This window comes from Flavobacterium sp. JP2137, assembly GCF_050562195.1.
GTDB lineage: Bacteria > Bacteroidota > Bacteroidia > Flavobacteriales > Flavobacteriaceae > Flavobacterium.
The window spans coordinates 155,876-181,613 of the sequence record NZ_CP191647.1 but is presented as its reverse complement, the minus strand read 5'-3'; the positions used below and the strand labels follow the sequence as shown (position 1 = coordinate 181,613).

The window sequence follows — 25,738 nt, the reverse complement described above, 5'->3', positions numbered from 1 at the left end:
TTTCAAGGTTTTGGTAGTTTTTTTATTTCCCTGTAAACCATAAAAAAAGCCAGTGGATTTTGGCCTCTGGCTGGGTATGTGGATATACGGTTTTTTTATTGCTGTTTGTTTTTGTGGTGGTCTTGCATTCTTTTAGCGTATTTCTTGCGGAAGAAAAACATAAAAATCGCAACGGCTGCTACCACTATTTGCAAATAGTAATCTTCGTTGTTTTGGAATTTGATTACCCCATCATAGATAAATAGCAAGGCAATCAATAAATAAAAGTAAGGGAAAAGTACGTAAGCTTTCATAAGTAAAGGGTGTTTTCGATGCGTTTATTCGGTTTTGTTTCTCTCGGCATAACTGTTTTGTGCGGTGACGGTTTGGAATTTACTGTCGAAGTCAATTCCTACCCCCTCGGTAAAACTGTTGTCTATGTCGGATATTTTATAAAATTTCTCGGTGTAAAACCAATCGTTGGCCTGATCGTAATACAATTGGTCGGTTTCGAGTTTTTTGCCGTCGTGACTCGTAATCACTACATTTCCCCTTAAGTCGATCAGGTCTTTGCTGCTGTAGCGGATCGCGTAATCGGCCACGACCAGGTTTTTGTTGTTTTCTTTGTCAAGCATCGTTAAATGGATGCCCTTGGGGAACTCGGTAAAGGGAAACTTTACTTGGCTGTATTCCAGCATTTTTGGACTGATTAATATGGCCTTAACACTGCCCGAGTCCACGTATTTTAATTGGATGTTCTCCGCTTCTCCCGAAGCGAAAAACGGCACGGAATTGATTTTTTGTATTTTTTTAAAATTGCTGTCACAAGACGCCATCAAGACAATAATTGTCAGTAAGCTAGCGGTTGATAAGGTGTTTTTTATAAAAGACATGGCCTAGTAAGGGTTATTCGAAACGACGTTTAACAAACCATAAATCGTTTAAAGAGATTCCTACGGAAATGTTGAAATAATTCTCTTTGATCAAGTTGGTCGTCGTCTTTCCCTTTTGGCCGTATTCCAAGCTCAAGTTGATGTTGGTAAAGTTTCTTCCCACGGGAAAACCAGCACCTAAACTAAAGGCATAGTCGTTAATCGATTGATTTTCCAAGACCAAACCGGTATTTTCATATCTAAAACCTGCACGATATACGACACGGTCAAAATAACTGGTAAATGAATTGTATTTTGGGATGTAGTAACCGCCGATGGCATATTTTTGAGAATCTTCAAAACCAGCCTTTTCCGTTGTTTTCCAATTGTTTTTTAATTTGCTGTTTTGCGTTTGCGTAAACTCGGCACCCACGAACCATTTATTGGCTTTTCCAATACCACTTCCGATGCTGAATTTGGAAGGCATGGTCAAGTCGTTGTCCGTACCGGTTTGCTCGCGCGTTTCTACAGAAACCACACCACCGCTATTGGCAATTTGTACCGTTTCTAGGAAAGCCGTGGTCTCGGCATTGATTTTTGTTTGAGGGGAAAAGGTAGCGCTGTTGTGCCAGTCCAAATTTTTGAGCTTGCGCGTATAGATTAATCCGGTGTTAAAGGAAAAACCGCTGTAATTGGTTTTTATGCGTTCTCTCGACCCTTTGGCCAAAAAGAAACCCGTGCCGTCGTCGGTGATGAAAACGGTAGAATTGTTGTCGATGTCTCCAAAGTTATACGAGAAATCGGCACCGACTTGCAAGTTGGGAAGTATCGAATACGAAAGTCCTGCAAAGGCTTTGTTGATACCGCCTTCGCCATTGAAGTCCTTGGCTCTCATCTGATCGCCAACAGCCACTTCCGAATGAATCTTATAGCCTACAGACGAAAAGGGTAAAATCCCAAATGAAGCGCCAAATCGGCCCAAGGGAATTCCCACTGCGATATAATCAATCAGGGTGCTGCTCGCTTTTTCGGTGTATTCGTTGCTCTTAAACTGCGAGGACGTATTCGTTCCCCCTAAGGTAAAGGTCGTCATTTTTAATTTTGAAAAAGACGCGGGGTTTTTTAGGTTTAGGTGAATACTGTCTGAGTATGTACTAATCCCTCCCATAGCCCGATGTTCGTTGGTTCCACTGAAATTCACGTTTCCAATTCCATAGAAGGAATAGGGCGATGCGGTTCCTTGTTGTGCTAATGCTGTAGAACCAATTAGTAAACTAAGGCCTAGAAAGATTTTTTTTATCATTGTCAATTGTATATTGATGTAAGGAATTCAGGCTTTCTAATAAAAAGTTTGAATGGGCAAATATGGGGTTTTTTAGTCTTTTAGCCAAAAAAACTGCGTCCCCTCCTGTTAAAATTATAGTTAAATCTTGAAAACGAGACTGGTAGCTATCGATAAGTTGGTCGATTTCGCAACGCAGGCCGTGGATTACTCCGGAATGTATGGATTCTGCTGTCGAATTTCCAATTAAATCTTGTGGTTCTTGGAGTTGAAGCAGGGGAAGTTTGTCGGTATAGTCGTTTAACGACTTATAGCGCAAGGCAATTCCCGGCGAAATCGCACCGCCTAAATAATGGTCGGTCTTGGAGATAAAGTCGTAGGTCACACAAGTACCCGCATCGATAATCAGACGATTCTGTTTGGGATATTGCAAGGTGGCACCCGCTGCCAATACCAGGCGGTCGATGCCCAAGGTAAGGGGAGTAGCGTAGTCGTTGATAAAGGGAAAAGGCGTTTGTGCATCGATTTCGAGTAAATCCGTATGTTGTTGCAGCCAGCTTAGGGCTTCTTTTTCCAACTTACCCACCGAAGACAGGATGATTTTGGGGGCGGTTCGCGATTTTTTTAAAATTTTTTTAAAATTTTCTAAAAAATTTTCCCGCTCTAAAACGGCTATTTCAACAATCCTATTGTTCTCAAATAAAGCTACTTTGGTTCGGGTGTTCCCAATATCGACGGCTAAAAGCATGGTGGAAATGTTTGTTCAAGCAAAGATATGTAATGATTTTTTTGCAAAAGGGTTTGTTTAAATAAAAAACTGTTCTATATTTGCAACCGCTTACAAGGACAGTATGTCTTTGAAATCAAAAGCCAAATGGTGCCTTAGCTCAGTTGGTAGAGCAATGGACTGAAAATCCATGTGTCCCTGGTTCGATTCCTGGAGGCACCACAAAAATGCTTTTGATTTACAAGCCACTTAAAAGTTTACTTTTAAGGTGCCTTAGCTCAGTTGGTAGAGCAATGGACTGAAAATCCATGTGTCCCTGGTTCGATTCCTGGAGGCACCACAAAAATCCCGATCTCTTAGAGGTCGGGATTTTTTTTTGGTTTTTGACAACTTTTTTGATTACTCGACCTTGGGATGTATTTGCTTTCCACGCTGCCGCGCCGAGTCCTCTCGCGGGGCAAATATTCCTCAATACTACTGCTATAACTCCACGCTGCCGCGCCGAGTCCTCTCGCGTGGCAAATATTCCGCAATACTACTGCTATAACATCTATTTACTGTAAACCGTGCAAAGGACATCTCGTTTACTAATTATATCTTTTCTCAAATATAAAAACGCTGCCGCGCTCGTCCTCACGCGGGGCAAATATTCCTCAGTACTACTGCTATAACATCTATTTACTGTAAACAGTGCAAAGAACATCTCATTTGCTAATTATATCTTTTCTCAAATAGAAAAACGCTGCCGAGCGAGTCCTCACGCGGGACAAATATTCCTCAATACTACTGCTATAACTCCACGCTGCCGAGCGAGTCCTCTCGCGGGGCAAATATTCCTCTATACTACTGCTATAACATCTATTTACTGTAAACAGTGCAAAGAACATCTCATTTACTAATTGTATCTTTTCTCAAATATAAAAACGCTGCCGAGCGAGTCCTCTCGCGGGGCAAATATTCCTCAATACTACTGCGGTTCATTGCGGAGTCATCGGGTTTCTAAGAAGATAAAAATAAAAAAAATGAGGAAAAATAACGCGTTAGCATTGTTAATAGACATTTGAATTTTTTTTCGAAGGTCGGCTAGGGGGATTGCGCTTTTTAGTGAGTAGGAAGGTTTGTAAAAGCAAAAAAACTGCCGGAGCAGTTTTTTTAAGTCTTTGAGAAGGGTGATAGTTAGTTGGTTTGCAAACTACAGTGATCTCAATTCCAGTTCCAAGCGTTCCACATCGAGTTTCATCGATTGGGTTTTGGTTTTGAGTTTTAGCAATTTGGCCTTTCCGTTCAGTTCTTTCATCGGTGTTAGCGATCCTTTGCGGAGTTTGTTTTCGAATTTATCGGTTTCTCTGCGCAAACGGTCTTCCTCTTTAAATAGTTTAGCCTTGGCTTTTTGAAGGTTACGCGTCGATTTCTCGATTTTGTTTTGCTTCTTGATTTCCAGCTTTTGTGCCTTTTCCAATTGTTTCTGAGCCTTTTCTAATTCCTTTTGATCCTTTATGGATTGCAGTTCTTTTTGCTCTAATTCCTTAACGAGGTTTTCCTGCGCTCTTTGCTGCGCTTCGAGTTGTGCCTTTTCTGCCGTTAAGCGGACTTCCTCTTCGTGCGCGCGTATTTTTTCCTGTTCCGAGTCGAGTAAGGGCGTGTTTTCCTTGACCTTTTCTAAGGCATCTAAAACTTCTTTTTTCTCTTGTGTAATCTCTTGTACCTTTTCAATGGCTTTGTTTTTTTCGGCTTCTAAAGCAGGTATTTCTTGTGCAGACATAAATTGAGTCGAAGCGAAAAGAATGCCGGTTAACCATAGTGTTTTTTTCATCTTAATTAGCGGAGTTATGAGTTGTTGTTTTTTTTAAGGGACTTATCAAATTATAGGCCAATTTTACCATTCATTGACTTTGTTAGCATCTAATTTGAGGAATATAAATAATAGAATGGTAAAGGCTAGTAGGCTCGAACCTCCATAGGAAAAGAAGGGGAGCGGTACACCTATAGTCGGGAATAGTCCGGTGAGCATGGTGATGTTGAGTCCAAAGTGTATAAACAGGAAACAGACCACACAATAACCGTATACCCTGGTAAAGCGCGATTTTTGTTGTTCACAGAGATAGAGTAGTCGCAGGAAGAGACAGACGAATAGCGTGATGACTACTGCCGCTCCTACAAAGCCCCATTCTTCTCCAACGGTGGTAAAGATGTAATCGGTATGTTGTTCGGGTACGAAGCCGCCTTTGGTTTGGGTGCCTTCTAAAAAGCCCTTGCCAAACCAACCGCCCGAGCCGATGGCTATTTTGGATTGATTTAAGTTGTAGCCCTCCCGTTGTAGGTTGACATCTTCCCCGATCAGTACGTTGATCCGGTCTTTTTGATGGGGCTCCAAGACTTCGTCATACACGTAATCGACAGAAAAGACAAAGGACATCATCAACACGGATAAACCGAGATATAGAAAGGGATTTCGATTGATTTTTTTGTTTAATATAAAGTGAATAAGGCTGATAAACGCAATGAGCCCGATGATAAACCCGGGTTTGATTACCAACGACATCACAAAGAGTGCGATAATGATAAATCCCGTCCAAAGATACCAGCTCGGCAAACCTTCGCGGTAGAGTACAAAGATCAAGGAGGCAAAGAGCATGGCGCTGCCCGTATCGTGCTGCAGGATCAATAGCGTGGGGATCCCTATAATCGCCAAGGCGATCAGCTGGTCTTTAAAGGTGGTCAAGGTGTCTTGAGAGTCGGAAATAAACTTGGCCAGGAGCAGGGCAGTGGTTGTTTTGACAAACTCCGAGGGTTGTATACCGAATCCGCCAATCTGATACCAGTTGGTTTGTCCCTTTACGGATTTACCAAAAACCATCAATCCCAGTATGGAGAGTATGCCGATTATATAAAAGATCATCGGATACTTTTCGTAAAATTTAGCGTCTATAGAAACCACCAAGATGATTAGCGGTATGCTGATCATAATAAAGAGCAATTGCCTGCCGTAAATCTGATTTAAATCGAATACGGAAGTCGCTTCCAAGGGCAACGAGGCCGAATAGATATTGAGCCAACCTGCAAAAACGAGGACGAAGTAAAGTAAGATCGAAATCCAATCAATGGTACTTTTGACGCTTTGGTTTTTCATGTTATTGCGGTAGTTTGACGGGTTGTTGCGGTAATTTGGCTTGCTGTTGAAGGGTGATTACCTTGGCGTATTCGCTTTCAAGACTGCCCTCTAACATCCTTTTTTCTAAATCGGTACGCGTGATTTCCTTGCGCAGGTATTTTTCAATCATCAAACTGGTAATCGGTGCTGCCCAACGCGCACCCCAAGCACCGTTTTCTATAAATACGGCTATGGCAATTTTAGGGTCGTCTTTGGGAGCAAAGGCAACGAAAACAGAGTGGTCGGCCAATTGAATTCGCTTGGTGCCCACTTTGATAAAGTTTTCTACCGTTCCCGTTTTACCGCAAATTTCAATGCCGTTTACTTGTACGCTGCGTCCGGATCCAAAGTTGTATACGTCAAATAAACCATTGACCACCGGCGTAAAATACTGCGCATCAATAGTGGTGATATTTTTAGTCGTGAACTTCGGGTCTATCTCGTGCTTTTCAATTTTTTTAATGATGTGTGGCGTGTAAAAATAGCCTCTATTGGCTATGGTAGCCATCATATTGGCCAATTGCATGGGGGTCATCACCACTTCGCCCTGTCCGATTGAGTTGGATATGGTTGTCGTACTTCTCCAGCCGCCGTTGGGATACCAACGGTCGTAATAGTTGGAAGAGGGAATGTGTCCCTTTCTGCCATCGGGTAAGTCGTAACCCAAAAACTCGCCCAAGCCAAAGCTCTTGAGGTGGCTGCTCCAAGCGTCTATGCCGTAGCGGGGTTTGCTGTATTTTTCGATGATTCGCTTGTACACATTGGCAAAATAGGTGTTGCAAGAACTGGCAATCGCTCTGTTTAAAGAGATGCTGCCAGAATCGTGACACTTCATAAAGGCGCCACGCCCATAGAAGAAACCGTGGTTGCAGACAAAGGCCGTTTGTTCGTTGATCACCTCTTCTTGGAGGCCGATCAGTCCGGTTAAGATTTTAAAGGTCGATCCGGGCGAATATTCTCCGGATAGTACGCGGTTGAATAGCGGCTTGGAAATCGAGTCGTTAAACAAGGCGGTATAGTTCTTCGAGCGGTCGCGACCCACCAATAAACTCGGGTCGTAGCTGGGTGCGGTTACCAAAGCCAAAATCTCTCCCGTGCTGGGTTCGATCGCGACGATACCGCCGCGTTTGTTTTGCATCAGTAATTCGCCGTATTCCTGTAGCTCCAAATCCAAGGTCAGCGTAATGTCTTCTCCCTTAACTGCAAGGGTGTCGTAATGGCCGTTTTTAAAGGAACCTATTTCTCGGTTAAATCGATCTCTTTGGATGTATTTAACGCCTTTGGTTCCCCTTAATACGGTTTCGTATTCCTGTTCCACGCCTTGAATTCCAATTAAATCGCCGCTGCGGTAATACGAACTGCCCTTGACATTTTGCTCGTTGACCTGGCGAATATAACCAAAGATGTTGGCGCCCGAATGCACTTGATAGTCGCGCAAGGATCTCTTTTGTATATAAAACCCGTTAAAATGCCTGATTTTTTCTTGGAAAGCCGCATACTCGGCCTTGTTTAATTGGGGTAAGAATACAGAGGGTAAACGCGGACTATACACCCGTGCCTTTTCCAGTTTCTTGATAAAGTCTTCTTTGCTCACGTCCAACATCTGGCATAGCGCCAAGGTGTCGATGTCCTTTACCTCTTGCGGAATCACCATAATGTCATAAGACGGTTGATTGGCTATCAATAACTTGCCGTTGCGGTCGTAGATGTAGCCGCGTTCCGGGTACTCATATACGATTTTTAAGGCGTTATTCTCGGATTTTTTAATGTAGGAGTCATCGATTACTTGCAGATAAAGCAGCCTTACCAAAATTGCTATCGCAACTGTTATGATGATAAAGGGCAAAAGGAGCTTTCTCATTTTTTAGAGGGTTTGATCAAGTAGATGATTAAGATACACAAAATTAGGGTGAATACCGAGGTGAGTATCGTTCGCAAGAGAATTTCCCAGATAAAATTAAACCTAAATATCTCTAAACCAAACAAAATCGTGTGATGCAGCAATACGCCAATCAGCAAATACGTAAAGAGCTCTTTGGATAATTTGTCTGTAATTTTTATGGTGTGGTATTCGTAGCTAATGCCGTAGGAGAACTTGAGTAGGTCTTCTCGGTAGTAGGCAAGTATCACACAGGCTGCGGCATGTACGCCGCCAGAATTGTCAAAAACATCTACGGCCAGGCCCAAGATGAAGCTGCTGAGGATCAATAGGGCTTTGTTTCCGTTTATGGGAAAGAGCAATATAAAGAGCAGGTAGGGAAGCGGATTGATAAAATTGAATAGCTCCAGGTTGTTGAACACCAGTATTTGAAGGGCGAACAAAAGTATAAACCGTATGATATTTAAAGTAATGGTACTATTCATCTTTGGTAGCTTCTTCTAACTGGTTAATCTCTTCGATATCGTTGTTTTTGATGATGTATACATAGCCCAAATTGGTCATGTCGTTAAAAAGACGCACGCTAATGGTGTAGTAATTCGAACTTTTGTCAACAAAGACCTTGTCGATAGCCCCAATGGGAATGTTTTCTGGAAATATAATGGATTTTCCTCCCGTCACTATGGTATCTCCTTTGTGCAGGTCGGCCAGTCGGGGTATGTCGATCAGCTGAACGTATCCCGTGTTTTTACCATCCCAATTCAACGTGCCAAAGTGGTTGGAGCCCTTGATTTTGGCGTTGATTTGCGATTTGATGTTTAAAATACTTTGAACGGTGGCATAATGTGCAGAGGAAATCTCTACTATACCCAAAATACCGCGGCTGTTGATCACGCCCATATCGGGGTGTATGCCGTTTTGAGTACCTCCCTTTATCGTGAGGTAGTTTTCTTTGGATTTAAACGAGTTGCGAATCACCTTGCCCAGTATCACGTCAAATTCCGGATTCTCGATAGGTTTGCTATCGTTGATTTCAATGGAATCTGCCGGATTGATCGAATTGTACAACACTTTTTGAAGTGCGGCATTTTCAAAGGCCAATTGGTCGTTCTGTTGTTTGAGGTGAAAATATATTTTTGTGTTGTTGATCTTTTCGTACACATAGCCGGTAAAGGCATTGGCCGAACTTAAAACGCGACTCCTGTGAAAGGAGTGCGTTTGTATAGTCAGTAGTAGAGAAGTTACCAAAAGCAGCAAAAACAGTAACTTAGTACTGTTTTTTATAAAAAAATTTATTATTTGCTGCATATAGAAATATTATTTGATAAGGATGCTTTTGAATTTATTGATGTTCTTAATAACCAAGCCAGTTCCTCTTACAACGGCTCTGAGCGGGTCTTCGGCTATATAGACCGGCAAGTCGGTTTTTTGCGAAATACGCTTGTCTAAACCGCGTAGCATCGAACCCCCTCCGGCTAAATAGATTCCGGTGTTGTAAATATCTGCCGCTAATTCCGGAGGCGTTTGAGATAGGGTTTCCATTACGGCATCTTCGATGCGTTGAATGGATTTATCCAGGGCCTTGGCGATTTCGCGGTACGATACCGTTACCTGTTTTGGCTTTCCGGTGAGCAAATCTCTACCTTGTACCAAAAGGTCATCCGGTGGCGCTTCCAAATCTTCGGTGGCAGCACCGATCTGGATCTTGATTTTTTCTGCCGTGCTTTCCCCTACAAATAAATTGTGTTGGGTGCGCATATAATATATGATGTCGTTGGTAAACACATCACCGGCAATCTTAACGGATTTGTCGCAAACAATACCGCCTAAGGCAATCACTGCGATTTCGGTAGTACCACCACCTATATCGACAATCATATTTCCCTTGGGTTGCATAATGTCTACGCCTATACCTATGGCTGCCGACATCGGCTCATGGATAAGGTAAACTTCCTTTCCGTTGACGCGTTCACACGATTCTTTTACAGCGCGCATCTCTACTTCGGTAATTCCAGAGGGGATACATACCACCATGCGAAGTGCCGGAGTAAAAAGTTTTTTGCGCAAGGCAGGTATGCTTTTGATGAACATGCTGATCATCTTTTCCGAAGCGTCGAAATCAGCAATTACACCGTCTTTTAAAGGGCGGATAGTTTTTATATTACCATGAGTTTTTCCCTGCATTAAACTAGCTTCTTTACCAACAGCAATGATCTTGCCCGTTGTTCTATCGCGAGCTACGATAGAAGGATTATCAACAACGACTTTGCCGTCGTGGATAATCAGTGTGTTAGCAGTCCCAAGGTCGATAGCGATATCCTCGGTCATGAAATCAAAAAATCCCATACAATTAAAAGGGTTTTATAGGTTATAAAATTCTAGTGTACAAAAATAATAAAATTAATGTTTGAAATGACGTATTCCAGTAAATACCATAGAAACATTATTTTTGTCGCAGTACGCTATACTCAATTCATCTTTAATCGAACCTCCCGGCTGAATTACAGCAGAGATTCCGGCATGATGAGCAATTTCTACACAGTCTGGAAATGGGAAAAAAGCATCACTAGCCATTACAGCTCCTTTTAAATCGAATTCGAAGGCTTGAGCTTTTTCAATGGCTTGTCTTAGGGCATCAACTCTTGATGTTTGACCCGTACCTGAAGCGCATAGCTGTTTGTTTTTTGTCAATACAATCGTATTGGATTTGGTGTGCTTACAGATTTTGGAAGCAAACAACAAGTCTTCAATTTCTTCTGGAGAAGGAGTCGAAGTGGTAACGTTGGTTAAATGCGATTTATTGTCTGTAATCAAATCTTTTTCTTGAACTAAAATTCCGTTTAAACAAGTGCGTACTTGTTTTTTGGGAAGTTCCAATTCCTTTTGGATCAATATAATTCTGTTTTTCTTTTCTTTTAAAATTTCGATGGCGGCATCGTCAAATGCCGGGGCTATCACCACCTCGCAAAACAAGCTGTTGATTTCCGAAGCCGTAGCCACATCGATGGTGCCGTTGGCAATTAAAACACCTCCAAAAGCCGAGGTAGGGTCTCCGGCTAAAGCTGCTAAATATGCCGCTTTCATCGTCGGCATCTGAGCTACTCCACAGGCGTTGTTGTGCTTTAAGATAGCAAAGGTAGGCAGTTCTCCTCGGAATTCACCCATCAGGTTAACCGCGGCATCCACATCTAATAAATTGTTGTACGACAATTCTTTTCCGTGCTCCTTTTGGAATATCTGGTCGAAATCGCCAAAGAAAAAACCCTTTTGATGCGGATTCTCTCCATATCGCAATTCCTGGCCGTTGTCCATGCTGGTTTTTAAAATCGTTTCCTCCGTGTTGAAGTAGTTGAAAATAGCACTGTCGTAATGAGAAGAAACGTGGAAGGCTTTGGTCGCTAACCAACGACGCTGCTCCAAAGTCGTTGCACCTTGGTTGGCGACAATCATGTCCAAAAACGGTTGATACTCGTTTACCGAAGCTACGATAATGGTGTCTTTAAAGTTTTTGGCCGCTGCGCGAATCAATGAAATACCACCGATATCGATCTTCTCGATGATATCTGCCTCCGTGGCTCCCGAAGCTACCGTTTTTTCAAACGGATATAAGTCCACTATAACCAAATCAATCTGTGGAATCTCAAACTCCTTCATTTGCGCTACATCTCCAGGGTGATCTTGTCTGTTTAAGATACCGCCGAAAATTTTCGGGTGCAAAGTTTTTACCCGACCGCCCAAAATCGATGGATAAGAGGTAACCTCTTCTACCGCTACTACCGGAATGCCCAAATCTTTAATAAAAGTTTCGGTGCCTCCTGTAGAATAAATCGTTACTTGGTTGGCGTGAAGTTGTCTGACGATTGGTTCTAATCCGTCTTTGTCAAAAACAGAGATTAAAGCCGATTGAATTGTTTTAGTTGTGCTCATAGGGTGTTTTGATTTAATTTGCAAAAGTAGTTATTGTTCACGTATTTATAAAGTATTATCCCTATGATTTTAAAAAAAATATCGTTTTATTTTTAGGCTTTTGAAAGGCGGCAGCTAAACTGGGGAGAAAGTGTTTTTTTTGATTTAATAGTCGTAATTTGTAACAAATTCGCCCAATTGTAAACTAATGGTATACGGGGCTTCCTCAGGAGTTTTTAATTTGAAATAAACTATGTTTTTATATTTTCGATTGCTTAACGAAAGTCTGTTTTTTGCGATTAATGCTTTGCGAAATAATAAACTGCGAACCCTGCTGTCGCTGTTGGGTGTTACGGTGGGAATCTTCTCGATTATCGCGGTGCTCTCGGCTGTGGACTCGATGGATCGCAAGATCAAAGCCGATTTAAGCGGTATCGATAGAAACATGATTTACCTGTTTAATTACCCATTTGGTCCTTCAGAGGTACCGCAGTGGAAAATAAATCAATTCCCGCGAGTTACCTATGCCGAATACGAGTACTTGCGCAGAAATGTAGTAGGGGTAGATAAGATTTCCTTTAACCTGTTTACCGGATCGGAAAACATAAAATACGGCGCCAATACCGTAAACGATATCGATATTCAACCCGGCACAGCTCAGATCGAGGATTTGGACGACCTCAAGATTAAAACAGGTCGTTTCTTTAACGAGTCGGAATCGGCTTCGGGTGCGGCAGTAGTGGTTTTGGGACACGAGGTGGCGGCAAACTTGTTTGCCACCGTAGATCCCATCGGAAAGTTTGTGCGTCTCTACGGCAGGCGCTTTACCGTTATCGGGGTTTTGGAAAAAGAAGGTGTAGCGAGCTTTGGGATGTCTAAAGACGTGAAGGCCTATATCAGTTCCACCTATTACCGCCAAGTGTTTGGCGACAATACCTTGCGCGCCACGCCCGTAATCATTTTAAAACCTCAAAAAGGAGTGGATATCGAAGCCTTTAAGGGCGAACTAACTCAAAAACTGCGGGCCTTCCGCGGTATCAAACCCGCCGACGACGACAATTTCTTCGTCAATGTCATTGCGGGTATGCTGGATTTAGTCGACAACATCATCGGTAAAATGAATGTCGTAGGCTGGATTATCAGCGGTTTCTCCCTGCTCGTAGGAGGCTTTGGAATTGCCAACATCATGTTTGTATCGGTTAAGGAACGCACCAGTCTAATCGGTATTCAAAAGTCGCTGGGAGCCAAAAATCGCTTTATACTGTTTCAGTTTTTATTTGAAGCGGTGATACTCTCTCTTTTTGGCGGACTCATCGGTATGCTGTTGGTGTGGATCATCGCCCTAGTAGTGACCAAGGTGGTTGACTTCGAATTCGTGTTGAGCCTGACCAATATTGTCATCGGAACCTCGCTGGCCGTTTTTATCGGACTGCTCTCGGGCATACTACCGGCAATCTCGGCGTCTAAACTCGATCCCGTAGAGGCCATCCGCACGGGAAATTAGTCTTTTTAATTGCTTATTCGTTTATTTGCTTATTCTTTTAATTGCTTATTCGTTGATTTGCGTATTTGTTTATTCGCTTTGGATTACGGTGAACGCGTCGTCGCTGCTTATTTAATTCGAAAAAGGAAATGCTTTACCTGAACTAGCGAATCATCATATCAGCGCATCTGCTTTTATAAATGCGAAAAAGAAGTGCTTTACGCCAACTATCGAATCCGCGAATCATCGCATCCGCGAATCAATGCATCCGCACCTCAACGCATTCGCGAATCAACGAATCAAGGCATCCGCTCCTCAACGCCTTCACCAATTTAATTGCAAAAATGGAGGTCCTTTACGCCAACTATCGAATCCGCGAATCATCGCATCAACGAATCCGCACCTCAACGCATTCGCGAATCAACGCATCAACGAATCCGCTCCTCAACGCCTTCGCCTATTTAATTGCAAAAATGGAGCTACTTTACGCCAACTATCGAATCCGCGAATCATCGCATCAACGAATCCGCGCTTCAACGCATCCGCCTATTTAATTGCAAAAATGGAGGTGCTTTACGCCAACTATCGAATCCGCGAATCATCGCATCAACGAATCCGCGCTTCAACGCATCCGCGTAGCTGCTTATTTAATTGCAAAAATGGAGGTGCTTTACGCAACTATCGAATCCGCGAATCCGCGAATCAACGAATCCGCTCCTCAGCGCATCAACGCATCAACAAATCCGCACCTTCGCTCTTCAAGGCATTTTCACAAAAAAAAAGCACCTAGATTACTAGGCGCTTTTATGAGGGTGATTATTTGCTAATCGGTCTGTTTAAAATCAGATCCAAATACAGATTGACGTTTTTCTTTAATTCCTTTCTCAAGGTGATGAAGTCTAAAAATCCGTGCTCCAATAAGAATTCAGAGGTTTGAAATCCTTCTGGTAAATCCTTACCGGTGGTATCTTTAACAATACGAGGACCTGCAAAGCCAATTAAGGCTCCCGGTTCTGCGATATTGATATCGCCCAACATGGCAAAAGAAGCAGATATACCTCCCGTGGTCGGGTCTGTACACATCGAGATATACGGAATCTTAGCTTCGGCTAGTTGTGCTAGCTTGGCAGAGGTTTTGGCCATTTGCATCAGTGAATATCCCGCTTCCATCATTCGAGCACCACCCGATTTGGAAATCATCATAAAAGGGATTTTATGCTTGATCGAGTAATCGATTCCCCGCGCAATTTTTTCGCCTACTACAGCTCCCATCGATCCGCCGATAAAGGCAAAATCCATAGCGGCAACCACTAAGTCAGATCCGTTTGATTTTCCCACTGCTACGCGAACCGCGTCTTTGAGTTGGGTTTTATCCATGGCTTCTTTTAAGCGATCGACGTATTTTTTGGTGTCTTCAAACTTCAAAGGGTCTTTGGACGTCAAGTTTTTGGCTATTTCTTTATAGTCGTTGTTGTCAAAAAGAATCTCGAAATATTCTTTACTTCCAATTCTAACGTGGTATCCGTCTTCTGGGCTTACCCATAGGTTGTGCGCTAGCTCATCAGAATCAATAATTTTTCCCGTTGGCGATTTGTACCACAAACCTTTGGGGACGTCTTTTTTGTTTTCTGTTGGGGTCTGTATTCCTTTTTCTGTTCTTTTAAACCAAGCCATAAATTGTTTGTTTTATTTTATAATATATTGAAGAGCGAAGAATTATAGCGTATTCACGTTATTTAAGTCTTCAAAAGCCTGTTTTAAACGGGCGTTAAAAGTCAATTCTCCTTCTCTTACCCATTTTCTGGGATCGTAATACTTTTTGTTCGGTAATTCCGATCCTTCTGGATTCCCAATTTGGGTTTTTAAATAGTCGACGTGTTCGATGACATAATCGCGAACGCCTTCGGTAAAGGCAAACTGCAAGTCTGTATCCAAGTTCATCTTGATAACACCATACGAAATGGCCTCTCTGATTTCCTCTAGGCTAGAACCCGATCCTCCGTGGAAAACAAAATCAACGGGATTGCTGTCTTTCGTTTGGAATTTCTGGGCTACGTATTCCTGAGAGTTTTTTAATATTTTTGGCGTCAATTTGACATTCCCCGGTTTGTAAACCCCGTGTACATTTCCAAAAGCCGCAGCTATGGTAAAACGCGGGCTCACTTTTAGAAGCTCTTCATAGGCATAAGCCACCTCGTCGGGTTGGGTGTACAACTTAGAACTGTCTACATGACTGTTGTCCACGCCGTCTTCTTCACCACCGGTAATTCCCAATTCAATCTCTAAAGTCATGCCCATCTTGCTCATGCGCTCTAGGTATCGTTTGGAAATCGCTATATTTTCTTCAATGGGCTCTTCTGACAAGTCAATCATGTGTGAACTGAATAGCGGTTTGCCAAATTGTTTCATGTTTTCTTCACTGGCATCGAGTAAACCGTCTATCCAAGGCAATAGGTTTTTGGCGCAGTGGTCCGTGTGTAAAATCACGGTAGCCCCATAGAGCTCCGCCAAGGCATGGATGTGTTTTGCTCCGGCAATTCCACCTGCAATCGCAGATTTTTGGTTTTCGTTGGAAAGACCTTTTCCCGCAATAAACGAACAACCGCCGTTGGAAAACTGTATAATCACCGGTGCGTTTAATTTTGCAGCGGTTTCCATAACCCCGTTAATCGTGCTTGAACTCGTGACATTGATTGCTGGCAAAGCAAACCCTTTCTCTTTTGCGTATCTAAAGATTTCCTGTACTTGGTCGCCTACAGCTACTCCAGGTTTTATATTATGTGCCATATTTGTTGTGTGTTTTTGAGTTGACAAAATTAATAATTATTATTTGATTAGAAAGGATAATTAATTCCAACATTCACTACCGACTTGGCAAAATTGAGTTCTCTAAACCATTTTTCACCGGCTGCCTTGGATGGATTGTAGGTTTTAAAGCCCAAATCAAAACGAAATACGAAGAAACTAAAATCGTATCGTATACCAAAACCGCTTCCAATAGCCATGTCGCCAAGGGATTTAAGCCCGTTAAAAGTGTAATCCTTATCTTCAATATGATCAAAGATATTCCATATATTCCCAGCATCCAAAAATAATGCCCCATTCCATTTTCCCGCCAAGTTAAAACGGTATTCCGCACTGGCAAATAATTTCATATTGGCCTCGTTAAAATCGTTGATCGCTCCACTGGTTCCCGGTCCAAGTCGGTACGATTGCCAACCGCGATTGTCGTTGGATCCTCCCGCAAAATAACTTCTGGAAAACGGTATGCTGTTGGAATTGCCGTAGGGTATGGCGATACCGCCAAAGGTGTGAATTGCCAATACCTGTTGACGTCCCAGGTCCCAATACTTGATAAAGTCGAGTTCGGTTTTCACATATTGCGAAAACTCTACGTTGAGTAGGGTGCGATTGCCGTTTTCATTGATGTTGGACTGGGTGCTTTTGGTCAGTAAACTCACCAAGCCACCCGCAGATTCAAATTTGGCCTTAAAGGTGTAAAACTCGTTGTCCTTGATGTCGGTTTTGGACGACTTGGTAAACGAGATGTTCGCCGCCAAAATCAAGTTGTTCTCCGACAAGCGCAGGCGGCGCTCTTCGATACTGCGCACGACCTGATAGTCGTTCGTTCCCGGGGCTATGTCCGATTTTCCCGCCAGTACATCGCTTATAAAATTGTTGGCACCACCCTCGGATATACTCAGGTTGCCATCCGGTCCGAAATAGTCCGAACTGGTGTTGTGGTTTAAGGCAATGTCGTTTAAGGTGTTAAAAGACGACTTGTATACGCTAAAGTAATTGGCAGGATTGGTGTTTCTCACGTATTGCAAATTGAGCAAATCCAAACTGTAACTCGTGTTTCTCTTGGGCGACCAGTTGTAATTGACAATGCCGGTAAAGTTTTCCTTGTCCAAACCGATGTTTTGTTGGCGCGATAAACCAAAGCTCATCATGGTGCGCGGAAGCATGCTCTTGGGGATAATCCCCTCCGTTCTAATCGGAAAAAACAAACGCGGAAACGATAGTTTAGCATCGATACCGTATTCGGAAACGTTTAAAAAAATGTTGTTCGGATTGGCCATTTCTCGAGACGAACCTATGCTCCCGCGCAAACCGATTTCCAAAATTTCCGCACCCCTAAAGATGTTTCGAATCACCAAACCCATATTTCCCGCAATACCAAAATCCTGTATGTTGGAATGGGTAACGTCTAGGGAAGGATTAAAGGTCATCTTTTTTCGCGGCGTCAAAAAGATATTGGTCACCAACGACTGTCCCGTACTGTCGCGGGCATCTTCCACATACTCGATCGATGGGTAGTTGAAAATGCGCAAATTGCTTATGGAACGCGAGGTGAGTACCCGACGAAAATCGCTAAATGTACTTCCTTTTGTAATAAATATAGCGTCGGTCAACGCCTTAGGGCGGTATTCGAGCTTGTTGGCACTATAGATGTTAAAGTTGTTGTAGCTCGTGCTATCGGCTATGTTTTCGACCTTTTTGGAGCTGTTGTCCGTAAAGATATTGACCTCGCTAATCTTGTAGATCTTAAAGGGAATCTGTATCAGCGTATCGCCGGATTTGACGGTGCGGTCGTCGATGATCAACTCTACCGTCGCCTTGTGTTGGTTGTAAATCGTATCGACGTCGTAGTGTATGTTGCTCTCTTGAAAGTGATAGGCGCCGTTGTTTCTAAAGTTGTTGGTAATGCGTTTTCGCTCGGCCTCAAAGTCTTTGGCGTTGTAAATTTTCTGGGGAATAACCAAGGCTTTGGCAGCGGTTTTTCGATATAAACTGTCTAGGGCCGGGGTATAGATACGCGTGGAAACCGAATCGATTTTATAGGCTTCGCCCGTTTTTATAGTATAGGTGACTTTGCCTTTTTGCGGGGCCAAGCTGTCTAATTTTGCTTCTACCGTAGTGTTAAAAAAACCCTGATTAAAATAGTAGTTTTTCATGCGAAGCACCGAACGTGTGGTGCGGTTTTCCTCGTATAATACCGGGGGTTCGCCGGTGTTTTTTAAAAATTGACTAAATCCAGATACCGCAAATGATTTCCCCAAGCGGCCCACTTGCTTCTCCGACAACAGCGCCGTTAAGTTCCTATGCGTGCCCGGATGTTGTTCTAACCAAGCGTGATAGCTCGAATCGGCATTGGGCTTGGCCAGGTTGTACAAGTGCAACCGCAGCCGATATCCCATTATAGAACTGTTCGGATGCTGGTACAATTGATTTTGTACCGCCTCTTTGGAGTTTTTCTTTCCATTCTCGAAAATCTCATTTTGCATTAGCAATAATCGGTTCTCGGGAACTCTTCGCGTAAGAGTACAAGAAAAAAAACTTACACTTATTAATATAAATAGTGCTATTTTTGATGTTTTATCTTTCAAATCAATATAAATAGTAGGTCAAAAATACATTTTTTATGGTTACTAAAAACCAAATCAAACTAATAAAAAGTTTGCAACAAAAAAAATATCGCAAACAGCATCAATTGTTTCTCGCAGAAGGAGTAAAAGTAATCCAAGAGTTGGTCAATTCCAATTTAAAATTGCAGCAATTGTTTTGTACCGAAGCCATTGATGTGGCTGTTGATCCCGCTGTGGTAGTAAGGATAACGGAAAGTGAGTTGGAGAAAATGACCGCTTTAAACACCGCCAACAACTGTTTGGCGCTGTTTGAAATTCCCCAACCCGATCAAAGCGCTATTGAGGGACTCGTAGTGGTTCTCGACGAGGTGCGCGATCCGGGAAACATGGGTACCATCATTCGCCTGTGCGACTGGTTTGGCATTCGACACCTGGTGTGCTCGCCTCAAACGGTAGACGTCTACAATCCCAAGGTGATTCAAGCAACCATGGGCTCGATTACTCGGGTTTCGGTCGTGTATCAAGAGTTGGAACACTTCTTGGAACAGGCGGCAGCGCAACCGATCTTCGGCACCTTTATGGATGGAGATTCCATCTATAAACAAGATTTACCCGCAAGTGGAATCATAGTGATGGGCAATGAAGCCAATGGAATTTCGCAAAGTGTAGAGGCCTTGGTCAACAAGCGTATTGCAATTCCGCGATTTGGCGATTTACAACAAACCGAAAGTCTAAACGTCGCCATGGCTACCGCAATAGTATTAAGCGAATTTTCAAGAAATAAATAAGGGCAATAGCGTCGGAATTGGATTAATGAAAGGTAAAGTTCACAAATATACCACGGGTTTTCATCGATTCGATTCCACCAGTCCACGGACTTTCCGGACGGTTGTCGCGGATTAACTCGTCGTCAATTCCAAAAACTCCGCGAATGGAAGGCGAAAATTTAAAGTATTCAAAGTATAAATCCACACCCACACCCAGTTCGTAATTGGCCGTCCACTGTTTCATTCGGAAACGCCCTTCGTAATTGTCGTCTTTGGCTTTGTAGTTGCTGCTTAGGTTAAGCGATTGCGAATAGCCTGCCAATACATACGGACGTACGTTACCCGTGCGCAATGCAGAGAATTTTAACAACAGCGGAAAGTGAATATAGGTCGAACTCACCTCGCGGTTAGACTTGCCCTTGTCGGTGATGTTGGGAAAGTGCAAATCGCGCTGCGAATAATACAAACCCGGTTCAAACCGCAAGTCCAAATACTCCATCAAACGCAAATTGCCCACCAAGCCCACGTTAAAACCAATATTGGTCCGCACCTCAACGTCTAGGTTTTTATTGTTTTCGTAATAAGCCGCATCGTAGTCAAACTTGAAATCGTAGGAGTTAAAGCCCAAAAAATATCCCCAATAAATTCGTTGTTTGTCCCAGTCCTCCATATTGAGCAAGGGTTTTTTGCCAAACATAGATTGGGAGTAGCCCTGAAAGCCTAATAGGACAATAAAAATAATTAAGAATTTTTTCATCTGGTATTTTGTCATTTTTTAAAGCTCGTGCAAATGCGCCTTTTTTTAGTTATTATCACAACGGCAAGCGACAGCACCCCTCAAAAATTACTTGGAGGCCGAATAAATCGTAGCAACACCCCCTAGGGTCTGCGGCATGTCTTTAACATCTATAAACTTCACTTTTCTCAAAATATTGTTTAACGCCTCTCCATAAGGGAAATTTGTTGCGGATTCCGATAAATACGTATACGCTTTTTTGTCTTTTGAGAATATTTTTCCAATTATAGGCATCAATCCGTTGGTAAATATAGAATAACCTTGCTTAAAAGGAAATTTTGTGGGCACAGAAGTTTCTAAAATCACAAAAATTCCTCCTGGCTTTAACACGCGAAAGATTTCTGCCAGTCCTTTTTCCAGTGTTTCGAAGTTTCTCACCCCAAATGCCACGGTAATGGCGTCGAAATAATTGTCTTCAAACGGCAGGTTCTCCGAATCGCCCAAAATCATTTGTATGCGGTCGTTCAATTTTTTTTCAGCGATTTTTTGTCGACCTACTTCAAGCATGCCCTCCGATATGTCGAGTCCAATGATTTCCTTGGCAGGAGTCTCGGCCATTAAGATAGCCAAATCACCCGTTCCAGTAGCTATATCCAAAACCCGCTCTGGCTTGGTGTCCGCAACGAGTTTAAGTACTTTCTTACGCCATTTTACGTCGTTTCCCAAGGAGATAATGCGATTTAAACGATCGTATTTTCCGGAAATCGTGTCAAACATTTGCGCAACCTGTTCTTTTTTTCCTAATTCAGATTCTTTATATGGCGTGATATTCTTGGACATTTTTCTATTTTTTACAAATATAGCTATTCTTTGTAAATATGGTTGCGAAGCCAAAGGGATATTGTCTGCAAAGGCTTAATTCTTTATGAGTACCGCCGCGTGGGAATGCACGGCTATTCAACTAAAAATCCGTGTCAACACAAGGCCGGTCACGGATTTTTATAAAGGGTATTTACCTCAAGTTGTACACCATGTGGTAGTATTCTCCACCCATAAAAGTCAGGGTTTCTTTAGCTTTAAAGCCCACGCGTTCATAGAGCTTTTGAGCGTTGGGGTTTTCGAAATCCACCAAGAGTCCCAATTGCGAAAAATGCTGCGCTTTTGCAAAGGCGATAATGTGTTGAAGCAACGCGCTTCCAATGCCTTTGCCCTGTGCCGAGGGGGCAACAGCGAGGGTGTCCAAATACAATTCGCCCGCCTGAGTTTCGTTTTCGGGCGTAACGTCTACGCCGTAACGACTGCGCATATATTCCAGCACCGGTGTTCGCAATGCTTCGAGCTTTCCGCCGTCGTAACAAGTGATCGAACCCCAGATATCATCGTTTTCATCGACTGCGACAAAGGTGTTTTGATAACTGTATTGATTGTTTTCGCGACGAAAAAAATGGGTTAAAAACTGTATGGCTTCTTCCACGTCCTCTTTGCCTATAAAAGCGAATACAATATCTTCCATGGCCTGTAACATCATTTCGGGAACGATGTCGTGATCCTCCATTTTTGCCGGTCTAATAGTCATTTGTTTTAATTTAAGTGAGTACAATATCTATAGCAGGCAAAATTAGTGTTTTAGCATCGAAAAACAGCAAGCTTGGTCGGCTTGTTTTTTTTTGGAGTACCACAGTGGGTTATCTCAGGCGTTTTGCGCCCGCTTTCCGCTGTATCTTTGCTACCGCTGCGCTACCGCAAAGGATGCCGCTGCAATCGGGACTAGGAAGTCCAGGGCGGTTTTAAGTCGGTTTGGAGCGGCGCTGGTTTGCCGTGCCGTGTTAAAATTCCACAGGAGTGCCGCTTTTTTTAAACGCGATATTTTTTTATTGCCGTTTTTTCTCGGATATTTATAGGATAAACGCCTTTCAATGACAACAACCAAGCAACCGTATACGGGGTACATCGCTAGATTTCAAGACAAAACCGTGCAAAGTGTTTTGCTCGATCGCATCAATGTGGTCAAAAAAATACTCGAAATCGTATCGGCCGTGGATAAGTGGACCTACCGCTATGCGCCCGAGAAGTGGGACTTAAAACAACTGATACAACACTGTATCGACGCCGAGCGAATCTTTAGTTACCGCGCCCTGCACTTGGCGCGTCAAGACGCACAACCGATCTTTGGCTTCGACGAGAATGCCTATGCCGATCTGGCGGTGGTCGGACATAAAAGTGGGGAGGCCTTGATGTATGAATACATATTGCTGATGGAGAGCATACGCTTTCAGTTCGACGGTTTTGAACCGGCCGACTTACAGCGATGCGGACGCGTTGCCGATACCGAACTAACCGTGGAAGACATCGGTTTTATCATAGCCGGACACAGCTTGCATCACATGGACATCATTATACAACGCTATTTAGAATAAAAAAATCCGCTCGATAGAGCGGATTTTAATGCGGTGTAGAATTAGAAACGGATGCTAAACAAGCCTTCCGGTTTGTTTTCCAAGTTGTCAAAACGGTCTGTACATTCTTTGATCATCGCAATTGCTGCTGCTTTGTCGCCAAATCCGTTGGTGATTACTTTTTTGTTCTCTAAATCTTTATATACTTGGAAAAAATGCTCCACTTCTTTTTTGAAGTGCTCATTTACGTCTTGTATGTCGTTTAATTGATTCATAATCGGATCAGAAACCGGTACACATAAGATTTTTTCATCCGGACCTTTATCGTCTTCCATATAGAAAATACCTACGGGTTTTACTTCAACAACCAATCCGGGAATCGTAGGCTCCGTTACCAAAACCAATACGTCCAAGGGGTCGCCATCCAAAGCCAAAGTTTCCGGAATAAACCCGTAATCCGCAGGATATCGCATAGCAGAATATAAAAGACGGTCAAAACGCAGTCTCTTAAGATCAAAGTCGTATTCGTATTTATTTCTACTTCCCGTTGGGATTTCGACAAACGCATCGAAACTTTCAAAATTATTATTCATAGTAATATCTTTAGTTCTTCATCTTTTAATTGGAGCGCAAAAATAAGTTAAATCCTACTTTATACCAAGCTTTAAAGTCATTATTAGCAATTTGTTAGAAATAGAATCCAAAAGATCCCTTCACACCAAAGCGTTTTGCGTCGGGCAAGTCTAAATAATTACCTCTCCACGAAAAATCAATCCTAAAAAATTTAAAAATATTTCCGATACCCACGTGGTATTCCCAGTACACATCTTCCGGCGCTCTATATACGATATTAGAGGCGCTTAATGCGATGTTTTGGTCGGATATGCGCCCGTATACCCCTTTGATTCCGATGATTTCGCGCAAGTTCAAATCCCTGAAATACGGGATTCTCGAAAACAACCTTCCGTTGAAGTTGTGCTCAAAGTGAAGGGATAGGTATTCGTCGGTAACAAATTCGTAGTAGTTCACTAGGCTATAGGCGTTCTCGATTAAAAAGTACGACTGGTTCCCCGGCACTACGTTGAGCAAGCCTAAGGGGACTTCGCCAAAGGTTTTTCCCGCCTCAAAGGTCGTGGTCAATCGGCCAAAACCACCTAATAACAGCGGTTGTCTGTAATACAGTTGCAGGCGTTGGTAATCGAAATCACTGTTGAATACCCCTTGCAAGCCTTGGCTGTAATTGACAAAAACATGGGTGTAGTTTTGATCGACATCCGTTCGGTCTACACCCACGCCAATGGTGCGCCTTTTCGGCGTATAGTCTACGGATAAACTCACCTCGGATTGGGTGACATTGTCTTTGGTAATGCCGTTGTCCTTGTCGAGATAATAATCCAAGCTAAAGGTCTCCGAAGCCGATTTTAAGGTTCTAAAACTAAAGGTAGAAGAGAACTTTAAGTTTTTAACCGGTTCGATCTCCAGTCCTACTGTAGTGAGGTTAATCGAAGTCAATTTGGAGTTGTCTCCGCTGGCAAATAGGGAACTCGAGGCAAAACTGCGCCCCAATATATTGTTGGTTTCCGTTAGGCTCACCCCAATTTGTTCGATATCGCGGCGGTTTCCTCCATAGAGTATAAGTCGATTGGGCGAGTTTAATAAAATTTTCCCGGAAAGCCCGTATTTAAACTGACCGTCTTTAAATCCATAAGCCGTATAGCCTTCCAGTCGCCATTTGTCGTTCGGACCAAAATAGGTTCGCCCACCGGTGCGCAGTCGAATGCCCTCCACATCATTATAGCCAAAAGACGAAAAGATAGGACCATAGTCAAATTGACCCATCTGTATATAGCCGCTGGCCAATACGGTTCCCACGTTAAAAAGCTGCTTAAAACGACGCACGGTCTGCAGCGTATCCAGCATTTTGTAAATGCCCAATTCGTCTTTGCTCAACGGCTCAAAGCGGTATTCCTGCCAAAACTCATCCGACTTGGTGTAGATGGCTTCGTTGTAATCGTTGACTTCCTCCTTGTAGAAACCGTCTTCCTTCTCCTTGTCAAAGACGTGGTTGTGGTAATAAGTCGTTCGCTTGCCGTAAACCCCCTTGGATTTCTCCTTTTTGGACAGGCTAAAGTCAGACATCATATAATCTTTGGTCAACAGGAACACCGAGTCGTTTAACACGTCAAACTCCTGTTCGATATAAATGTCCTTAACCCAGTTGATATTGGCGCCTTTACTCGCCTCTAAATTGATTTTTTTAATGGCAAAGGTGCTGTCGTTAACCCAGAAATCCCCCTTAAAGGTCAGTTCGTTTTTTCTGCGCGGGTAATAAACGATGTTGTAACACCACTTGTTGTCGATATAGGCACTGTCTGCCAGTATATAGTTGTAAACGTTGATTCCCGTACGCGACAGCGGACTCACGAAGTCCTTGTCGAAAAACTTGAGGTAGTTGTTGTAAATGTCGTAGTCGGCATACAGGTCTTTGATAAAAGCAATGATGTGCTGATTGGTATTGAAACCCGAGTTTTTATTGGCTTCGGTCTTTTCGATATTCTTTGCACGCACATTGTCGCCATAGACCTTGCTGATGCGCTCATTGATAAAAATAGGCAAGTACGTCTTACCCGTGATACTCGAAGTGTCTACGTGGTCAAAGATAAATTCCATGCCTTTGAAAATGCGCTTTTTGGTAAAGGCACTGTCTATGGAGTTCATGTCAAACTCCACTTTTTCATATTTGTCGTATTCGTATTGCTTAAACATGTGTAGGCCGTTTTGCTTTTTACGAGCCCATATTTTGCGCAAGATATCCAAGGCCGGATTGTCCTTTTTAGAGGTCTTCCCCGTATAGATCTTTACCTCGGCCAAGAGGTTGTCTTCTTCCAAGGTTAGGTTTAAGTCGAGATTGCTCCTTTTGGGCAAGACGATTTCCTTGGTTTTATAACCGATAAAACTCACGACCAAGGTGTCGTAATTGTTTTGTGATTCTAAATAAAACTTACCCGATTCATTGGCGATGACACCCTGAGTGGAATTTTTAAAATACACGCTGGAGTAGGGAACGGCTTCGTTGTTTTTGTCTTTAATTTGTCCGCTGGCTTTTGTTTGAGCCTGCACTAAAAGAGGGCAACACCAAGCAATGATCATGAGAATGATTACCTTTTTCATAAGAGTAGCAATAAAAAAAC

At 42.9% G+C, this 25,738-nt stretch carries 22 protein-coding genes and 2 tRNA genes; 5 read left to right on the top strand and 19 right to left on the bottom strand.

The window, feature by feature from the left end; genetic code table 11:
- Positions 1-95: 95 nt before the first annotated feature.
- Genes ACQZ43_RS00825 through ACQZ43_RS00810 form a run of 4 tightly spaced genes read right to left on the bottom strand, consistent with a single transcriptional unit; the run spans position 96 to position 2,881 of the window.
- On the bottom strand, positions 96-293 hold the full coding sequence (locus ACQZ43_RS00825) for a hypothetical protein (RefSeq protein WP_430613925.1): 198 nt from the start codon (positions 291-293) through the stop codon (positions 96-98).
- A gap of 24 nt (positions 294-317) precedes the next feature.
- The gene (gene lptC, locus ACQZ43_RS00820; RefSeq protein ID WP_430613924.1) at positions 318-872 is read right to left on the bottom strand and encodes an LPS export ABC transporter periplasmic protein LptC; all 555 of its coding nucleotides are present in this window, start codon (positions 870-872) and stop codon (positions 318-320) included.
- Between the two features lie 13 nt (positions 873-885).
- The gene (locus ACQZ43_RS00815) at positions 886-2,154 is read right to left on the bottom strand and encodes an outer membrane protein transport protein (protein ID WP_430613923.1); all 1,269 of its coding nucleotides are present in this window, start codon (positions 2,152-2,154) and stop codon (positions 886-888) included.
- A complete protein-coding gene (locus tag ACQZ43_RS00810) occupies positions 2,126-2,881 on the bottom strand; it encodes a type III pantothenate kinase (RefSeq protein ID WP_430613922.1) in 756 nt (251 codons plus the stop codon). The genes ACQZ43_RS00815 and ACQZ43_RS00810 overlap by 29 nt, the downstream gene beginning before the upstream one ends.
- A 128-nt stretch (positions 2,882-3,009) precedes the next feature.
- Here ACQZ43_RS00810 and ACQZ43_RS00805 point away from each other — a divergent pair.
- Both ACQZ43_RS00805 and ACQZ43_RS00800 read left to right on the top strand, forming a co-directional pair.
- Positions 3,010-3,082 (top strand) — tRNA-Phe (locus tag ACQZ43_RS00805).
- Between the two features lie 45 nt (positions 3,083-3,127).
- A tRNA-Phe gene (locus tag ACQZ43_RS00800) sits at positions 3,128-3,200 on the top strand.
- Positions 3,201-4,052: 852 nt separating this feature from the next.
- On the opposite strand, the gene ACQZ43_RS00795 is transcribed toward ACQZ43_RS00800, so the two are convergent.
- The 7 genes from ACQZ43_RS00795 to purH all read right to left on the bottom strand — a co-directional run bounded on the left by ACQZ43_RS00795 (position 4,053) and on the right by purH (position 11,817).
- Positions 4,053-4,673: a hypothetical protein gene (locus ACQZ43_RS00795; protein WP_430613920.1), complete on the bottom strand. Its 621-nt coding sequence runs from the start codon at positions 4,671-4,673 to the stop codon at positions 4,053-4,055.
- Between the two features lie 63 nt (positions 4,674-4,736).
- Positions 4,737-5,990 carry a rod shape-determining protein RodA gene (rodA, locus tag ACQZ43_RS00790; RefSeq protein WP_430613919.1) on the bottom strand — a complete coding sequence of 418 codons (1,254 nt, stop codon included), beginning with the start codon at positions 5,988-5,990 and terminating at the stop codon, positions 4,737-4,739.
- A 1-nt stretch (position 5,991) separates the two neighbouring features.
- Positions 5,992-7,872: a penicillin-binding protein 2 gene (gene mrdA / locus ACQZ43_RS00785; RefSeq protein WP_430613918.1), complete on the bottom strand. Its 1,881-nt coding sequence runs from the start codon at positions 7,870-7,872 to the stop codon at positions 5,992-5,994.
- Positions 7,869-8,375 carry a rod shape-determining protein MreD gene (gene mreD / locus ACQZ43_RS00780; protein ID WP_430613916.1) on the bottom strand — a complete coding sequence of 169 codons (507 nt, stop codon included), beginning with the start codon at positions 8,373-8,375 and terminating at the stop codon, positions 7,869-7,871. The genes mrdA and mreD overlap by 4 nt, the downstream gene beginning before the upstream one ends.
- On the bottom strand, positions 8,368-9,198 hold the full coding sequence (gene mreC / locus ACQZ43_RS00775; protein WP_430613915.1) for a rod shape-determining protein MreC: 831 nt from the start codon (positions 9,196-9,198) through the stop codon (positions 8,368-8,370). Before mreC ends, mreD begins: the two co-directional genes overlap by 8 nt.
- Before the next feature lie 9 nt (positions 9,199-9,207).
- Positions 9,208-10,236 carry a rod shape-determining protein gene (locus ACQZ43_RS00770; protein ID WP_219289889.1) on the bottom strand — a complete coding sequence of 343 codons (1,029 nt, stop codon included), beginning with the start codon at positions 10,234-10,236 and terminating at the stop codon, positions 9,208-9,210.
- A gap of 54 nt (positions 10,237-10,290) precedes the next feature.
- Positions 10,291-11,817 carry a bifunctional phosphoribosylaminoimidazolecarboxamide formyltransferase/IMP cyclohydrolase gene (gene purH, locus ACQZ43_RS00765; RefSeq protein WP_430613914.1) on the bottom strand — a complete coding sequence of 509 codons (1,527 nt, stop codon included), beginning with the start codon at positions 11,815-11,817 and terminating at the stop codon, positions 10,291-10,293.
- Positions 11,818-12,049: 232 nt separating this feature from the next.
- Between purH and ACQZ43_RS00760 the strand changes: the two genes are divergently transcribed.
- The gene (locus tag ACQZ43_RS00760) at positions 12,050-13,300 is read left to right on the top strand and encodes an ABC transporter permease (protein ID WP_430613913.1); all 1,251 of its coding nucleotides are present in this window, start codon (positions 12,050-12,052) and stop codon (positions 13,298-13,300) included.
- A gap of 795 nt (positions 13,301-14,095) precedes the next feature.
- Here the strand turns inward: ACQZ43_RS00760 and accD are convergent.
- Genes accD through ACQZ43_RS00745 form a run of 3 tightly spaced genes read right to left on the bottom strand, consistent with a single transcriptional unit; the run spans position 14,096 to position 18,630 of the window.
- The gene (gene accD / locus ACQZ43_RS00755; protein WP_430613912.1) at positions 14,096-14,953 is read right to left on the bottom strand and encodes an acetyl-CoA carboxylase, carboxyltransferase subunit beta; all 858 of its coding nucleotides are present in this window, start codon (positions 14,951-14,953) and stop codon (positions 14,096-14,098) included.
- Positions 14,954-14,995: 42 nt separating this feature from the next.
- Positions 14,996-16,066: a class II fructose-bisphosphate aldolase gene (gene fbaA / locus ACQZ43_RS00750; protein ID WP_430613911.1), complete on the bottom strand. Its 1,071-nt coding sequence runs from the start codon at positions 16,064-16,066 to the stop codon at positions 14,996-14,998.
- 47 nt (positions 16,067-16,113) lie between these two features.
- On the bottom strand, positions 16,114-18,630 hold the full coding sequence (locus ACQZ43_RS00745) for a BamA/TamA family outer membrane protein (protein WP_430615558.1): 2,517 nt from the start codon (positions 18,628-18,630) through the stop codon (positions 16,114-16,116).
- A 74-nt stretch (positions 18,631-18,704) separates the two neighbouring features.
- On the opposite strand from ACQZ43_RS00745, the gene ACQZ43_RS00740 reads away from it, so the two are divergent.
- Positions 18,705-19,436 carry a TrmH family RNA methyltransferase gene (locus tag ACQZ43_RS00740; RefSeq protein WP_430613910.1) on the top strand — a complete coding sequence of 244 codons (732 nt, stop codon included), beginning with the start codon at positions 18,705-18,707 and terminating at the stop codon, positions 19,434-19,436.
- A gap of 22 nt (positions 19,437-19,458) precedes the next feature.
- Here the strand turns inward: ACQZ43_RS00740 and ACQZ43_RS00735 are convergent, their stop codons facing one another.
- From ACQZ43_RS00735 to ACQZ43_RS00725, 3 genes are all read right to left on the bottom strand, one after another.
- Positions 19,459-20,172, bottom strand: a complete 714-nt coding sequence (locus ACQZ43_RS00735) for a porin family protein (protein ID WP_430613909.1) — start codon at positions 20,170-20,172, stop codon at positions 19,459-19,461.
- A gap of 87 nt (positions 20,173-20,259) precedes the next feature.
- Positions 20,260-20,991 (bottom strand): bifunctional demethylmenaquinone methyltransferase/2-methoxy-6-polyprenyl-1,4-benzoquinol methylase UbiE, encoded by a 732-nt coding sequence (gene ubiE, locus ACQZ43_RS00730; protein WP_430613908.1) that lies wholly within the window; start codon positions 20,989-20,991, stop codon positions 20,260-20,262.
- Between the two features lie 172 nt (positions 20,992-21,163).
- Positions 21,164-21,727, bottom strand: coding sequence for a GNAT family N-acetyltransferase (locus tag ACQZ43_RS00725; RefSeq protein ID WP_430613907.1), 564 nt, complete (start codon positions 21,725-21,727; stop codon positions 21,164-21,166).
- Between the two features lie 340 nt (positions 21,728-22,067).
- Between ACQZ43_RS00725 and ACQZ43_RS00720 the strand changes: the two genes are divergently transcribed.
- On the top strand, positions 22,068-22,568 hold the full coding sequence (locus ACQZ43_RS00720) for a DinB family protein (RefSeq protein ID WP_430613906.1): 501 nt from the start codon (positions 22,068-22,070) through the stop codon (positions 22,566-22,568).
- 41 nt (positions 22,569-22,609) lie between these two features.
- On the opposite strand, the gene ACQZ43_RS00715 is transcribed toward ACQZ43_RS00720, so the two are convergent.
- Together ACQZ43_RS00715 and ACQZ43_RS00710 are read right to left on the bottom strand one after the other, a co-directional pair.
- Positions 22,610-23,140, bottom strand: coding sequence for an inorganic diphosphatase (locus ACQZ43_RS00715; protein WP_430613905.1), 531 nt, complete (start codon positions 23,138-23,140; stop codon positions 22,610-22,612).
- Positions 23,141-23,234: 94 nt separating this feature from the next.
- The gene (locus ACQZ43_RS00710) at positions 23,235-25,718 is read right to left on the bottom strand and encodes a DUF5686 family protein (protein ID WP_430613904.1); all 2,484 of its coding nucleotides are present in this window, start codon (positions 25,716-25,718) and stop codon (positions 23,235-23,237) included.
- Between the last annotated feature and the right edge of the window lie 20 nt (positions 25,719-25,738).